Below are 13,429 nucleotides of genomic sequence, written 5' to 3'. Positions count from 1 at the left end.
GTTTTGTGTTGCGCCGCCGCGCCCCCGCGGCGGCGGTTTCCGGGGACGGCGGGTTCCCTGCCGCCGGCTCCCGCCGTGCCGGTCCCCGGGTTGCCGGTCCGCGGCGCGTGCGGTAGGCGTTCCGGGACGGTGCGTCCCCGCGGTGCGGGTGTTCCGGACGACCGTACGGATTGCCCGGATGGCGCAGGGGCGCCCGGGGCAGGATGGGCCACGGTCAGGAACGCGGTTCGCGGAGCGACAGGGGTGGCACGTGCGGGGGTGGCGAGGGCGCACGGCGTGGTGGCGACGGGGTGACCGGCCGGGGGGCACCGGCCCGGGGGCCGCGGACGCCGGCCGGGGCACACGGCCCGCCGGTGGGAGCCTCCGCCCGCGGTCCGCCGCGGTCGCCCTCCGGTCCGCCGCGGCGGCTGCCGCGCTGGGCGTCGTGACGGCGCTCCCGGGCGGGGCGGCGACCGCCGCCGCCGGGGCCGGGCGGGAGGCGTACGCGTTCGCCCCGGACGCCCGGACCGTGGCGGGCGCGACCGGCACCGCCGGCGCCGCGGCGCTGGAGGCCGGCCGCTCCTACCGCAGCACCCTGCCGGGCGGCGGCAGGCTCTACTACCGCCTCGACCTCGCCGCCCCGGCCACGGCGTACGTCCCGGTCACCGCCGTGCCCCCGGCGGGTGCCACCGTCTCCGCCACCGACGGCATCCGCGTGTCGGTCCAGGACGCCGGGGGCACCTCCTGCTCCTACGCCTCCGCCACCTTCGGCGCGGGCCTGAGCCCCCGGCCCGTCACGGCCCTCGGCCGGCGGGAGACCGGCAGGGCCCTGTGCCAGGGGGCGGGCACGTACTACGTCCTCGTCGAACGCCTCGGCTCCCACGGCTCGGGCGGCGACGACTCCGGGGGAGCCGGGGGATCCGGTGCGGCGGCCCCGGCGCGGCCCTGGGGCCTGGAGATCGCTCCCGTCACGGAACCCCGCCCGGTGGCGGCCGGCGCCACCACCGCACCGCACCCCTGGGACTCCGCCACGCCCGGGCCCCTGGCCGGCGAGCCCCGCGACCGGACGGGCGGCGCCGGGTTCACCGACGCCCGCCCGCTGGGCCAGGGGGTCTGGCGCACCGGCATCGCCCCCGGCCGGACCCTCTTCTACCGGGTGCCGGTCGACTGGGGCCGCCGACTGCACGCCACCGCGGAACTGGACGGCCCACCGGCCGGTCACGGCTATGTCGGCGGCGCCCTGAACCTGTCGCTCTACAACCCCGTCCGCGGCCAGGTGGACACCGCCTCCCTCGGCTACACCGGCATCCGGAGGCCCCTCGCGCTCGCCCCGCTGCCGCCGGTGGAGTACGCCAACCGGTACGCCGTCCCCGGCGCGGTGAACTCCGTGCGCTTCGCGGGCGACTACTACCTGGTCGTGCACCTCAGCGAGCAGATGACCGGCACCTTCGGACCGGGTCCCTTCCGGGTGACGCTGCACGTGCGGGTCGACGGGCGGGCGCACGGCGGGCCCGGGTACGCCGGACGGTCCGTGCCGGACGGCGTCTTCACGGTCTCGGAACAGGACCGGCGGGCGGCCCGGGCCGGCGGCACCGGGGGCACCGGGGGCGGGGACACCGCGATGCGGGCGCTCGCGGCGGGCGGCATCGGCGCCGGGACCGCGCTGCTGCTGGCGCTGGGCGGGTGGACCCTGGCGGCCCGGCGCGCCCACGCCCGCGGCAGCGCTCAGAGCCGGGCCAACGCCCAGAAGCCCACGGCGTAGCAGAGGAGCGCCAGCAGCAGGACCGGGACCACCGCCGTGGCCGGGGGGCCGGGACGCCGGCGCGCCCGCCGGGCCCGACGGCCGTGGACGGCGGGCGGCCGCGCGGCGCGGGCGGGAGGGGCCGGCTGATCCCGCGCGGGGTACGAGGCGTCCTGAGCGGTGTACGAAGCGGTGGACCCGGGCCCGGGCGCGGGCGGGCCGGCCCGCGGGGGCGGCGGGCGGAAGCTCCCGGTGTCCTCCGGCACGGAGGGCACCGGCGGCTCCGGCCCGCTGCCCGGGTGGGGGCCGCAGAGCACGGCGGCTTCGGCACCGGGCCCCGGGGAGGCACCGGCGTCCCGCACCCCGGGCCGGTTGCCGCCGCCCTCGCCCGGCCACGCGCCGGACGCGCGCGCGAGGACGGACGCGGCGGCTCCCGCGCCCTCACCGCCGTCCCGGCGGGGAGCCGTTCCCGGATCCGGCTGCCTCCGCACCCCGGGGGCCGCCCTGAGGGGGCCCTGAGGGCCGAAGCCGGGGGGCAGCGGGCCGAGTTGGTCGAAGATCTCGATCGGTTCGTCGTCGGGACCCGGTTCCGGCAGCAGCTCCGTCGCGGCGGCGAGCGCCTTGCGCGCTCCCGTGGCGGTGCGGAACCGGGCCTGCGGGTCGGGCTGGAGCAAAGTGGCGACCACCTGCCACAGGGGGGCCGGAACGCCCGTGGGCGGACCGGGGGTGCCGTGTTCCAGGAAGTGCTGCACGAGTGCCTTGGTGTCGGGCCTGGCGCCCTGGAGCAGGTACAGGGTCGTCAGTCCGACGGCGAACAGGTCGGCGGAGAAGCCGGGTTCGGCGCCCATCATCTGCTCGGGCGCCAGGTAGCCGGGCGTGCCGACCACGAGGTCGGTCTCCGTCAGGCGGGCCTCACCGAGGCGCATGGCGATGCCGAAGTCGGACAGCCGCAGCCGGGGCCGCCCCGTCCCGGTCGCTTCGAGCAGCACGTTGGCGGGCTTGACGTCCCGGTGCACGACGCCCTCCCCGTGCACCGCGGCCAGGCCGGACAGCAACTGGTCGAGCAGGGTGCACACGAACACCGGGGGCAGGGGCCCGTAGTCGTTGACCAGGCGCACCAGCGAGCCGCCCGCCACCAGGTCCATGGTGAACAGGACCTGGTCGTCGTCCGCGGCCCAGCTGGCCGGGGCGAGGACGTGGGGGTGGTCGATGCGCAGGGCCTGCTCCCGTACGAAGCGCAGGAGCGAGTGGGCGTCGCGCTGCTGGAGCACCTTGGCGGCCACATAACGCCGCCGGCGGTGGTCCCAGGCGCGCCAGACGGCGCCCACCCCGCCCCGTCCGATCGGATCGGCCAGCTCGTACCGGCCGGCGAAGACCTCACCCATGCCCGTCCGACACCCCTCCCCCTCGGGTCCCCCGGCCCAGCCGGGGGCCCTGCTCCCCTTGCTTCCCCCATGACGTGCTTTCCCCCCGACGACGGGGGATACCGCTGACGACGGACACCGCTGACGACGGACACGGCGCCCCCGGTCCGGTTCCCGGACCCCCTCCGGGAACCGGCCCGCGGGGTCAGTTCTGGTGGGACTGGTAGTGCGCGACCGCGTCGGCGGTGCGTCCGGCACCGTAGACGCGCAGGAACTCGGCCAGTTCGGGGTGGCTCGGGGCGAGGGAGTCGGCGGCGTCGATGATGTCGCCCGCGGCGGCCACCGAGCGCAGCAGCGACTGGATCTCGCGCACGACCCGCTTGACGGTGGGCGCGCCCGAACCGAGCGTCGTGTGCGTGGTGTTGCTGAGCACCGAGCCTCCCTGGGACTTCTTGATCTCGTCCATGCGCTCGGTCGCCTCGGCCGCGCTGACACTGCCGTCCGCCACCTGTGCCGCCAGCTCCTGCAGCAGTTGCACCCGCTGGACCACCGCGGGATTGCCGATCTTCGCCCGCTGGCCGCTCATCAGCTGCGACAGCATCGGGGCGGACAGCCCCAGCACCGCCGCGAGACGGGCCTGGTTGAGCCCGAGATCCTCGATGAGCTTACGGAAGAGCGCCCCCAACGGCTCCCCGTACCAGTTCCGCTGCAGCTCCCGCGCTCTCGCGGTGGCTTCCTGCTGTGCGGCGTCCATTGCGTCTCCCCATCGCTTCCCCTGAATACCGCGGTTCGCGGTAGCGAACCACGCCGAGCATCTTACGGAGCGTGGTCATCGACGGGGAGTCCCCTCTTTTTGCGGGATACGGGGGATGACCCGGTACTCTGGTCTGCGGCACGCACCGGTACGCGGTTCTTCCGGCCGGTGCCGTGGTTCCGGGGCCTTAGCTCAGTTGGTAGAGCGCCGTCTTTGCATGGCGGATGTCAGGGGTTCGACTCCCCTAGGCTCCACACACCAAGACCCCTCCGGCCTGCGAAAACGCGGCCGGAGGGGTCTTTTTCGCCCGGTGGGGATCAGTCCTCGTCGGGATCGAGCACGCGTCCCTTGAGTTTGACGGGGTTGGCGGTGCCCACGCGGAGCTCTCCGTCGGTGTAGCGGCCCGGCGTCGCGCCGTCGACGGCGGTGACCTGGGCCGCGTAGCCCAGGCACTCCTGGTTGGTGGACAGGTGCGGGTTGTGGGTGAAGGTCAGCTTGCGGCCTCCGTCGGACAGCTCGCCCTGGGTGGTCTTCAGGTTGCCCTTCGCCTGGAGCGTGCTGACGTCGTGGTAGGCCCAGGAGAGCCAGCCGGTGAACGCGAAGCCCGTGGGGGCCTTGAGGGTGAAGGTGATGTCGCCGGGGTTCACCGGCTCCGGGACGGTGCTCAGCGCACCGAAGCTGAGGTGGGCGGGCACTCCGCCGGGTGCGTCCTCGACGATGCCCTGCTGGAGGAGGTACAGCTTCTTCTCGGATCCCGGTTCGACGGGGGCCTGGGTCTGCGTGGCCATGGTTTCCCTTCTCTGGGCGGGGGTGTCCGCGCGGGCGGATGCGCCGGTGGCGGGCTTGGGGCGGGCTCGCCCGGAGGCAGTCCGGATCGGGACGGACCTCTTAGGACGGGCCCGGAGGGGCCTGGGCGGGGGGCTCGGTGGCGGCGGGCGCGTGGCCGGCCAGGAGCGGGCCGAGGACGACGAGGGCGCCGAGGACGATGTCCTCGTAGAGGTAGAACCCCGCCTCCAGGGGAGGCGGTTCGTCGTCGGGGCCCCCGGCCTCGGCGTCGGCGCCCGGGGCGGTGCCCTGTCCGGCGTCCGTGCCCGCCCCGTCCCGGGGAGCGGGGGCGCCGAGCAGGTCGGTGAGGTCCTGCGCGGCGCCCTGGAGGGCGGCGCGGGCGGTGATGGCCAGCAGGCGCACGGGCAGGTCCAGGGCGGCGGCGGTGCGCTGGCCGGGGAGCAGGCTCGTCGCGGCGGGCTCCTCCGCGGTGGCGGCGGCGAGCCACTGCACGGGCAGCACGCAGGCGGCGGCGATCCGTTCGCCGGGCATCAGGGGCGGGGGGTCGCCGTCGACCATGAGGTCCTCCCACTCCATGAGGTCGAAGAGGAACTGGCCGCCCTTGTAGAGGGGCCAGGGCCGGACCGTGTCGAGCAGGAGGCGGGCGCGCGCGGGCTCGCGCAGGCGCAGGGCCACGCCGTGCCGGGCCAGGGTGCACAGGCACTGGCGCAGGCAGCCGTTGACCTGGCCGAGGAAGGCGAAGGCCCGGTGGTCGGTCGGCGTCAGCGGGTCGGTGGCGGTGGGATCGGTCGGCGGTGGTGCGGTGGTGGTCACAGTGGCCTTGAGGTGACGTAGTGGGCGGTCTGCCTCAGGACGGCTTTGCCTTCGTTCTCGGGGATGACGCGCAGGTCGTCTTCGAAGCGCGCGATCCCCTCGGCGGCGAGCCGGTCGGCGAGGTCGGTGGCGTATTCGATGGAGCCGTGCCGCCGCATGGCGGCGAGCAGCTCCTCGGCGTGCTGCTGGGTCTTGTCGGTACGGCGCCGGCGCAGGATCTCCAGGAGGCGCGCCCGCTCGTGGGCGTACGCGGTGCGGAAGAGGTGGATCAGCATCACCGTGCGCTTGCCTTCGAGCAGGTCGCCGAGGGGTTCCTTGCCGTAGAGGGCCTCCTCGCCCACCAGGTTCAGGATGTCGTCCTGGATCTGGAAGGCGATGCCGATCAGGCGGAACGCCTCGTCGAACCGGCCCAGTACGGCCGGGTCGGTGACGCCGGCGCAGACGGCGCCGATGCGGCACGGGCTGATGCAGGTGTACCAGCCGGTCTTCTTGGTGCTCATCATGAAGTAGGCGTCGTCGCCTTCGGGGACGACGTCGTGGCGGATCCAGCCCAGCTCCATGGCCTGGCCCTCGATGGACTCCCGGCACATGTGCATCGTCTCGTGGATGAGGCCGAGGGTGCGGGCCAGGCCGAGGGTCTCCAGGTTGGACAGGACGGCGTCGACGGCGAGCAGGTTCAGCCCGTCGCCGACGTTGACGGCCAGGCCCGGGCCGTGTTCCTCGTGCATGGTGGGCAGGCCGCGCCGGTGGGTGGACTCGTCGGCGATGTCGTCGTGGACGAGGAAGCCGTTGTGGAACAGCTCCAGCGCGGCGGCGGCGCGCACGGCGTCGTCGGGGCGCCCGCCGAAGGCGGCGCAGGCCGCGATGGTCAGGGTGGGCCGCAGGCCCTTGCCCTGCCGGGCGGGGTAGGAACGCATGAGGTCGTACAGCTCGGCGCGCGGCTCGCGGTCCGGCAGCAGCCGTTCGATCTCCTCGTTGGTGCGGGTCCGGCACCGGCGCATGGTCTCCATCAGGTCCGCGTCGCGGACGGGATCCTCCAGCGACCAACTGGTGCTGGTGCGGCCGTCCCACAGCAGGCGCGGGGCCTGGACGGTGGTGTCGCCGACCAGTGCGGGCGGGGCGGGCGCGTCCTCGGGGGAGCGCCGGGCGAGGAAGTCCAGCGCCGTCCAGTCCACCGGCTCGCCGGCCGGTTCCCGGACGGACGGTGCCGCACCGCCCCACAGCCGGGGAGCCTGTTCGCGGTAGGCGCCCCAGAGCTCCTGCACGCTGCGCAGGCCCGCCGCGCGCTGGGACAGCAGCGCGAAGGCCCGCCACACGGCGAGGACGTCCTCCTGGGAGCCGCGGACGTCCAGGCTGTCGGGCAGGACCTGGCCGACGGGCGGGTGCTGGAGGTCGAACAGCAGGTTCATCGCGCGGTTGTCGAAGGCGACCTCGACGTCGGGATCCCGGCAGCGGTCCCGGTGCACGACGACACGGCTGTGCCGCGCCGTGAGCGTGGCGTGACTGCCGTCGTTGAAGTGCAGGCCGAGCCGGATGCCGCGCAGCTGGTCGGCGGCGGTGGCGAGGATGGCCGGCGCCCGGTCGGACAGGGCGGCGACGGTCTCGTCCAGCAGCCGGGCACCCGTGAACGCGGGCACGGTCTCAGTCACGGGCACCGCCCGCGAACTCCACGATGCCCGTGGTGCGGAAGCCGATGCGGCGCCCGCCGACCCGGCCCTCCACCGTGCACGGGCCGAGGGTCTCGTGCACGCTGAACGGGTGCAGGCTCGTCTCGGACGGGTTGGCGATCCGGCCCGCCGTGCGCGAGGCGAAGTCGAGGACGAGCCGGTCGTCGCCGAGCCGGGCGGTGATCAGCAGCCGGCCCGGGACCGCGGCCATCGGCGGGGTGCCCAGCACGTCCGCCAGCGGTGGCACCATCGCCACCCGGTCGCGGTCCAGGCTGCCGTCGACCGCGACCCGCAGGGTGCGGCGCGGGAAGTGACGGATCATGCGCCCGTCGCGCCACAGCATCACCGAACCGTTGGCCGCGTCCGCCGGGCGCGCGGGCTGGATCAGGGTGAAGACCACCGCCGAGGGCGGGGCGGTCCCTACGGGGCCGGAGGGGTCGTTGACGAACCCGAACACCCAGCCGCCCAGCGTGGGCCAGGACCACCGGCCGCGCACCCGCTCGTGGTAACCCAGCAGGTCCGTGTCCGTGGCCGTGCCGTCGCCGTGCCGCAGGGTGCCCCCGCCCAGGACGCCGGGCTCCGACTGCCACCGCAGGTACTCGTCCTCGCCGAAGGGCGCGCACTGCGAGGTGCAGGGGTTTCCGGTCCGGGTCAGCCGCACGTCGACCGCCGGCGCCCCCGACCGGGCCGCCACCCGGAATGCGCCGGCCTCGCCCCGCGGATGCGGCAAGCGGAACGCCGACCAGGGCACTTCGGGCTGATCGGCGTTGAACTGCGTCGAACTCCAGCCGTCCCCCTCCTTGTAGACGAGGAGGATCGCCATGTGCTGTCCCTCGGCCGCCGTGCCGGTGCCGCTGCGCCGCCCGGTGACCGGCGCGCCCGGGTCCGCGAGGACCGCGCCGGCGGAGGATCCCAGGACGGACAGGTTGGCGATCAGGGCCTGCCGGCCGCACCGGGAGAGGAACGCGTAGTGCAGCCACTTGCGGTCCAGCGGATGGGTGAGCGGGGCACGCGGGAAGGGGCCGGGAGGCCCGAGCCTCGGGAGGGTTGGCGTGGACACATTTCGAACGCTAACCCAAAGTTGTCGACTTGTCACATGCAGTAACGTTCGGACGGGTGACCAGGGAACACAGAAACGTTTACTTCCGTACTCGGAGCTTGAAGCTGCGAAGAACGGTGTGCGGTGGCCGGCGCGCCGCGGACGGTCCGCGCTCCCGCGCCGGTCCGCCACCGGCCCCGCGCTGTTGTCCCGCCTAGTCCTCCTCGTCCCCGAGGACACTCGCCCTCAGGCGCGTTCCCGGCTGTCCCGCGATCACCGCTCGCCCGTCGGTGTACCGGCCGGGACCGGCATCCGGCAGGGCCCGGACACCGAGGGTGTAGACCAGGGCCGCCGCCGGGTTGCCGGGGGTGTTCAGACGGGGTTCGTCCGTCACGGACAACGACCTGCCCCCCTCGCCCACCGCTGCCGCCGGCTCCGGGGCGGCGATCACGGAGCCGTCGACGCGGTAGTACGCGCACGTCGCCCGGCCGTCGAAGACGAGGCCCGTCGGAGCGGTGAAGCGGTGCTCGACGCGTCCGGGAGCCCAGGCGTCGGTGGACGAGACCCGTACGTGCAGCAGCTCGCTGCCGCTGCGCGGGACCTCCACCCCGACCTCCTGGCGCACCAGCAGCCGTGCGGCCGGGGCGGTGGCTCCGTCCCCCTCCCCGCCGCCCTGGGTGGTGCCGGGCCCGCGGCCGGGCACGGGTCCCGTTTCCCGCGGGGCTTCCGGCTCCGGCCCGGCCTGCCCTTCGGGTCCCGGCTCTGGGCCCGGTCCTGGCTCCGGTCCAGGTTCGGCTTGCCGTTCGGGTCCCGGCTCTGTCCCCGTCTCCGGCTCCGGCCCAGGTTCCGGCCCAGGCCCCGGCTCCGTCCCAGGCCCCGGCTCCGTCCCAGGTCCCGGCCCAGGTTCCGGCTCCGGCCCGGCGGCCGGGGAAGGGGGCGCGGCCAGGGGCAGTGCCGCGATGCGGTGGTGGAAGTTGTCCGCGACGAGCAGCCGCCCGGCGGGGTCGACGGCGAGACCGCACGGATAGGCGAGCGGATCACCGGCCCCGGGGTCCGCCGCGGCACCGGCCCCGGCCGCCGCACCCACCCCGCCGGCCCCGGCCGCCGGCTCCGGTCCGGCGACGACCCGGGCCGGTCCGCCGGCCAGCCTCCACACGCGGTGCCCGGTCATGTCGGCGACGTGGAGGGCCCCCTCGGCGTCCAGGGCCACCGCGCACGGGGCGCCCCAGTCGACCGTCGTGGCGCAGTCACTCCCGTCCGGCGGACCCGCCTGCACCCCAAGCGTGCCGTCCGTGTCCAGCAGCAGCACCCGGCGGCCCACCGGGTCGGCGATGTACAGCCGCCCCGCCCCGTCGGTCGCCAGGCCCGCGGGCAGGAACGCCGCGCCGGCGTCGGCCGTGCCCGGGTCCGTGGACCGTCCGGACGCCGCGACGACCGTGCTGATGACTCCGTCGCCGTCGATCCGGCGCACCCTGGAGCCGCCCGCCTCGCCGACGTACAGGGTTCCGGCGCCGTCCACGGCCAGGGCGCACGGGGCGTCCAGCCGGGCACGGCCGGCGGGACCGCCGTCGCCGTCGCCGCCGCGCGAGCCGTCCCCCGCGACCGTGCCGATGACGCCCGAGGGGTCGATCCGGCGGACCCGGTGGTTCATCTCGTCGGCGATGAACACGCCCCCGTCCGCGTCGACCGCGAGGGCGGACGGGAAGCCCAGGCGGGCCCGCACCGCCTCCGAGCCGTCCCCGGCGAAGCCCCGCAGCCCGTCCCCGGCGACCGTCGTCAGCACGCCGGAACCGTCGATCCGGCGGACCCGGTGGTTGGCATGGTCGGCGATGAACACCGACCCGCCCCCCACGGCCACGTCCGCGGGGAAGGCCAGCTGCCCCTCCGGCGCCGGCCGGCCGTCCCCGGCGCACCCGGCGGTGCCGTTCCCCGCCACGGTGACCAGCCGTTCGCCCCCGCCCGGGGAGGCGGGCTCCGCCCGCCTGCGCGCCGCCGCCCGCGCCGTCACGCCGCCACCGTCCGGCCCCGTCGCGGTGGGGTCCCGGCGGCCTCCGCCGCCCCGCTCCGCCACGGCCTCGTCCCGCGCATGTCCGTCTCCTTCCGAGCCGTCGTGAACACCCCCTTGCATACCGGCCGGACCGGCAGCGCGAGGGGCAGCGCACCGGGCGCTCCACCCGCACGAGGGAGGGACGGCCGGGGACGGCGGCCGGGGGCCGTGACGGACGGCCGCGGACACCGGCGGCGCCTTCAACGGGGCGTGCGGCCGCCGCGCTCCGCATCCGCGTGCGCTCGCATGCCCCGGCTTCACTCGAACCGGGGGCGCAGGACCGGTCCCGTGTTCCGGGGCGGGTGAACGGCGGCACACCGCCCGCGGGCGCGGGCCGGCCACGGACGCGGATGACGGCCCGGCGTCCGCCGTTTGCCCGCGCAACGATCCGACCGCGCCGGCCGGCGTCCCGCGCTCCGTCCCGCGCCACCGTCCCGCGGGGTCCGGCCTCGCGCGCCCCGCGGCCCGCGGGGCGGAGCGATCCGTGCCAGGACGCCCCGTCACCGCAGGCTTCGGCGGCCCCCGGGGGACGCGGGGACGGTCACCGGCGGGCGGACCGCGAAGACGACGAGGACTTCGCCGCGGGCCGGAGCCCCTGCCCCTGCCCCGGCCGGCGCCTCGACCGGACGACGCAGCGGGGCGCCGGAACCGGCCGTGGGGCGGACGATCCGCGATCGTCCGCCCCACGGCCCGCTGCCCGGCACCGGAGGGTGCCCCCGTCTCACACCTGGTCGTCGGGGCCGGTGGACCCCTCCTCCCCCTGCTTCGCCTGGATCTCCGGGTCCAGGACCGAGGGCCCGGTGCCGTCCACCGAACTGAGCGGGCCGGACTCGGGCGCCTCCGTCGCGGCGGACGGCTCGACCAGCCAGTCGGGGTTGGCCTGCTTGTCCCACCACTTCCAGGCCGCGAAGGCGCCGCCCGCCACCAGGGTCAGCAGCGTCAGCGTCCTCACGGCACGGCCGGTCCGGGAACGCCGCGCGTTCTTCCGGGCCAGCTTCTGGATGTCCCGCGCCGAGACCTGGCCGCGCAGCGCGGCCAGGGCGGCGGCGCCGCGCGCGGCGGCCTCGTCGGCCACCGGAGCGGCGGCGGCCACCGCCTGCTCGATCTTCGGACGCGAGTACTCGGCGGCCTGCCGGGCGGCCTTGCGGGTACGGACGGCGGCCTCCTGCGCGACCAGGTCCACCTTCGGCGGCACCTGCGCGCGAACCTGCTCCAGACGCGGGGCGAGCCGGGCGTCGTACTGCACGCGGGCCTGTTCGGCGGCCTGCGACACCACGGGAGCCAGCCGTACGCGTGCCTCCTGCGCGTAGTGTGCGGCACGCTCCTTGGCCGTGTCGGCGTAGGGCGCCACCACTTCCGCGGCGTGCAGCACGCTGTCCTTCGCCGGGCCGGTCGCGGCGCGCACGCTGTCGATGCGGGTCACGGGTTTCCTCCTCCTCGGTGGCGTACGGTATTTCGACTTTCCACCCATTAACGGATCATGCCTGCCGACGGCCCCCCCGGCATGCGCGGGCGGGCATACGGGTGCTGAACGGAGAGATTCCGGTCAACCGGAGCTTTCGCCGACACTGCCACGAATCGCCGCCGCGCGCTTCCCGCCGGGCCGGGGACGCCACCGGCGGTCCGCCTCCCGCCGGGGACCGTGCGAGGATCGGGGGGTCACACGGAGACGACGGAAGGCGGATCGTGGCCGAGCAGCTCTACGCCACCCTGAAGACCAACCACGGCGACATCGAGATCCGGCTGTTCCCGCACCACGCGCCGGTCACGGTCAAGAACTTCGTCGAACTCGCCCAGGGCGAGCGTGAGTGGAAGCACCCGGGCACCGGTGAACTCACCAGGGACCGGCTCTACGACGGCACGGTCTTCCACCGGGTCATCAGCGGCTTCATGATCCAGGGCGGCGACCCGCTCGGCACCGGCATCGGCGGCCCCGGCTACGACTTCCCGGACGAGTTCCACCCCGACCTGAACTTCGGCAAGCCGTACCTGCTCGCCATGGCCAACGCCGGTCCGGGCACCAACGGCTCGCAGTTCTTCATCACCGTCTCGCCGACCACCTGGCTCAACCGCAAGCACACCATCTTCGGAGAGGTCAGCGACAAGGCCGGCCAGAAGGTCGTCGACGCCATCGCCGCGCTCCCCACCGGCGGCAACGACCGCCCGGTGCAGGACGTCGTCATCGAGTCGGTCGTCGTCGAGCGGCGCCAGGGCTGAGGGCCACCGCTCCGACGGCCTCCCGCAGGGAACCAAACGCCCCGCTCGTCCGTATGGAGGAGCGGGGCGGGGCAGTCCCGGGGACAGCCCCACGACGAGCAAGGGGATCGCATGGACCAGGCCACAGGCAGCGCGCAGGACGCCCGGAGCCTGCCCGTGTGCTACCGCCATCCGGACCGCGAGAGCGGCGTGCGCTGCACCCGCTGCGAACGTCCGATCTGCCCCCAGTGCATGGTCAGCGCCTCGGTCGGCTTCCAGTGCCCCGACTGCGTCCGCGGCGGCTCCGGCCAGGACGGCCCGGCACCGGGGGCGGCCCGCCCGCGCACGGTCGCCGGGGGCGCGGTGACGGCGGACCCGAGGCTGGTCACGAAGCTGCTGATCGGCGTCAACCTCGCCCTGTTCCTGGTGCAGCTGTCCCTGGGCGACCGCTTCACCAACCGCCTCGAGCTGATCGGCCAGTCCTACACCCCCTACCTCACCGGGGTGCAGGGGATCGCCGAGGGCCAGTACTACCGCCTGCTCACCGCGATGTTCCTGCACGGCGGCTACGTCCACATCCTGTTCAACATGCTCAGCCTGTGGTGGATCGGCGGTCCCCTGGAGGCCGCGCTCGGCCGCGCCCGCTACCTCGCCCTGTACGCCGTCTCGGGCCTGGCCGGCAGCGCGCTCAGCTATCTGATCGCCGCGCCCAACCAGCCCTCGCTGGGCGCCTCCGGGGCGATCTTCGGCCTGTTCGGCGCGACCGCCGTCCTGATGCGCCGGCTCAACTACGACATGCGCCCGGTGATCGCCCTGCTGGTGATCAACCTGATCTTCACCTTCGGGATGAACGGCATCGCCTGGGAAGCCCACATCGGCGGTCTCGTCGCCGGTGTCCTCACCGGGTACGCCATGGTGCACGCCCCGCGGCGCAGGCGGGCGCTGGTGCAGTACGGGACCTGTGCGCTCGTCCTGGCCGTGGTGGTGGTCCTGACGCTGGTCAGGACCGCGCAGCTCGGCTGACACCGGATCGTTGTCCACAG

Annotated in this window: 11 protein-coding genes and 1 tRNA gene; 4 read left to right on the top strand and 8 right to left on the bottom strand. The window is 75.3% G+C overall.

The annotated features are described in order from the left end of the window. The first annotated feature begins 424 nt into the window (after positions 1-424). Positions 425-1,741, top strand: a complete 1,317-nt coding sequence (locus QQY24_RS15960; protein ID WP_367658000.1) for a hypothetical protein — start codon at positions 425-427, stop codon at positions 1,739-1,741. Here QQY24_RS15960 and QQY24_RS15955 read toward each other — a convergent pair. Next, entirely contained in the window at positions 1,705-3,105 is a 1,401-nt protein-coding gene (locus QQY24_RS15955; protein WP_301973355.1) for a serine/threonine-protein kinase, read from the bottom strand. The genes QQY24_RS15960 and QQY24_RS15955 overlap by 37 nt on opposite strands. Before the next feature lie 184 nt (positions 3,106-3,289). Further along, positions 3,290-3,838 (bottom strand): helix-turn-helix transcriptional regulator, encoded by a 549-nt coding sequence (locus tag QQY24_RS15950; RefSeq protein WP_301973354.1) that lies wholly within the window; start codon positions 3,836-3,838, stop codon positions 3,290-3,292. Between the two features lie 181 nt (positions 3,839-4,019). Here QQY24_RS15950 and QQY24_RS15945 point away from each other — a divergent pair. Then, positions 4,020-4,092 (top strand) — tRNA-Ala (locus QQY24_RS15945). A 63-nt stretch (positions 4,093-4,155) separates the two neighbouring features. Here QQY24_RS15945 and QQY24_RS15940 read toward each other — a convergent pair. The 6 genes from QQY24_RS15940 to QQY24_RS15915 all read right to left on the bottom strand — a co-directional run bounded on the left by QQY24_RS15940 (position 4,156) and on the right by QQY24_RS15915 (position 11,613). Then, positions 4,156-4,626, bottom strand: a complete 471-nt coding sequence (locus QQY24_RS15940; protein ID WP_301973353.1) for a hypothetical protein — start codon at positions 4,624-4,626, stop codon at positions 4,156-4,158. A gap of 100 nt (positions 4,627-4,726) precedes the next feature. After that, complete coding sequence (locus QQY24_RS15935; RefSeq protein ID WP_301973352.1) at positions 4,727-5,437, bottom strand: hypothetical protein; 711 nt, start codon at positions 5,435-5,437, stop codon at positions 4,727-4,729. Beyond that, complete coding sequence (locus QQY24_RS15930) at positions 5,434-7,092, bottom strand: polyprenyl synthetase family protein (RefSeq protein ID WP_301973351.1); 1,659 nt, start codon at positions 7,090-7,092, stop codon at positions 5,434-5,436. Before QQY24_RS15930 ends, QQY24_RS15935 begins: the two co-directional genes overlap by 4 nt. After that, the gene (locus tag QQY24_RS15925; protein WP_301973350.1) at positions 7,079-8,164 is read right to left on the bottom strand and encodes a hypothetical protein; all 1,086 of its coding nucleotides are present in this window, start codon (positions 8,162-8,164) and stop codon (positions 7,079-7,081) included. Before QQY24_RS15925 ends, QQY24_RS15930 begins: the two co-directional genes overlap by 14 nt. A gap of 193 nt (positions 8,165-8,357) precedes the next feature. Continuing rightward, positions 8,358-10,151 carry a serine/threonine protein kinase gene (locus QQY24_RS15920; RefSeq protein WP_301973349.1) on the bottom strand — a complete coding sequence of 598 codons (1,794 nt, stop codon included), beginning with the start codon at positions 10,149-10,151 and terminating at the stop codon, positions 8,358-8,360. A gap of 760 nt (positions 10,152-10,911) precedes the next feature. Next, positions 10,912-11,613: a DUF5324 family protein gene (locus tag QQY24_RS15915; protein WP_301973348.1), complete on the bottom strand. Its 702-nt coding sequence runs from the start codon at positions 11,611-11,613 to the stop codon at positions 10,912-10,914. A gap of 263 nt (positions 11,614-11,876) precedes the next feature. Between QQY24_RS15915 and QQY24_RS15910 the strand changes: the two genes are divergently transcribed. After that, on the top strand, positions 11,877-12,407 hold the full coding sequence (locus tag QQY24_RS15910; protein WP_301973347.1) for a peptidylprolyl isomerase: 531 nt from the start codon (positions 11,877-11,879) through the stop codon (positions 12,405-12,407). Between the two features lie 111 nt (positions 12,408-12,518). After that, complete coding sequence (locus QQY24_RS15905; RefSeq protein ID WP_301973346.1) at positions 12,519-13,409, top strand: rhomboid family intramembrane serine protease; 891 nt, start codon at positions 12,519-12,521, stop codon at positions 13,407-13,409. The last annotated feature ends 20 nt before the right edge of the window (positions 13,410-13,429 follow it).

The organism is Streptomyces sp. TG1A-8, from assembly GCF_030499535.1.
In the GTDB taxonomy this organism is placed as follows: domain Bacteria; phylum Actinomycetota; class Actinomycetes; order Streptomycetales; family Streptomycetaceae; genus Streptomyces.
Note: the sequence above shows the minus strand (reverse complement) of the source record. Positions and strands in the feature narration are given on the sequence as shown.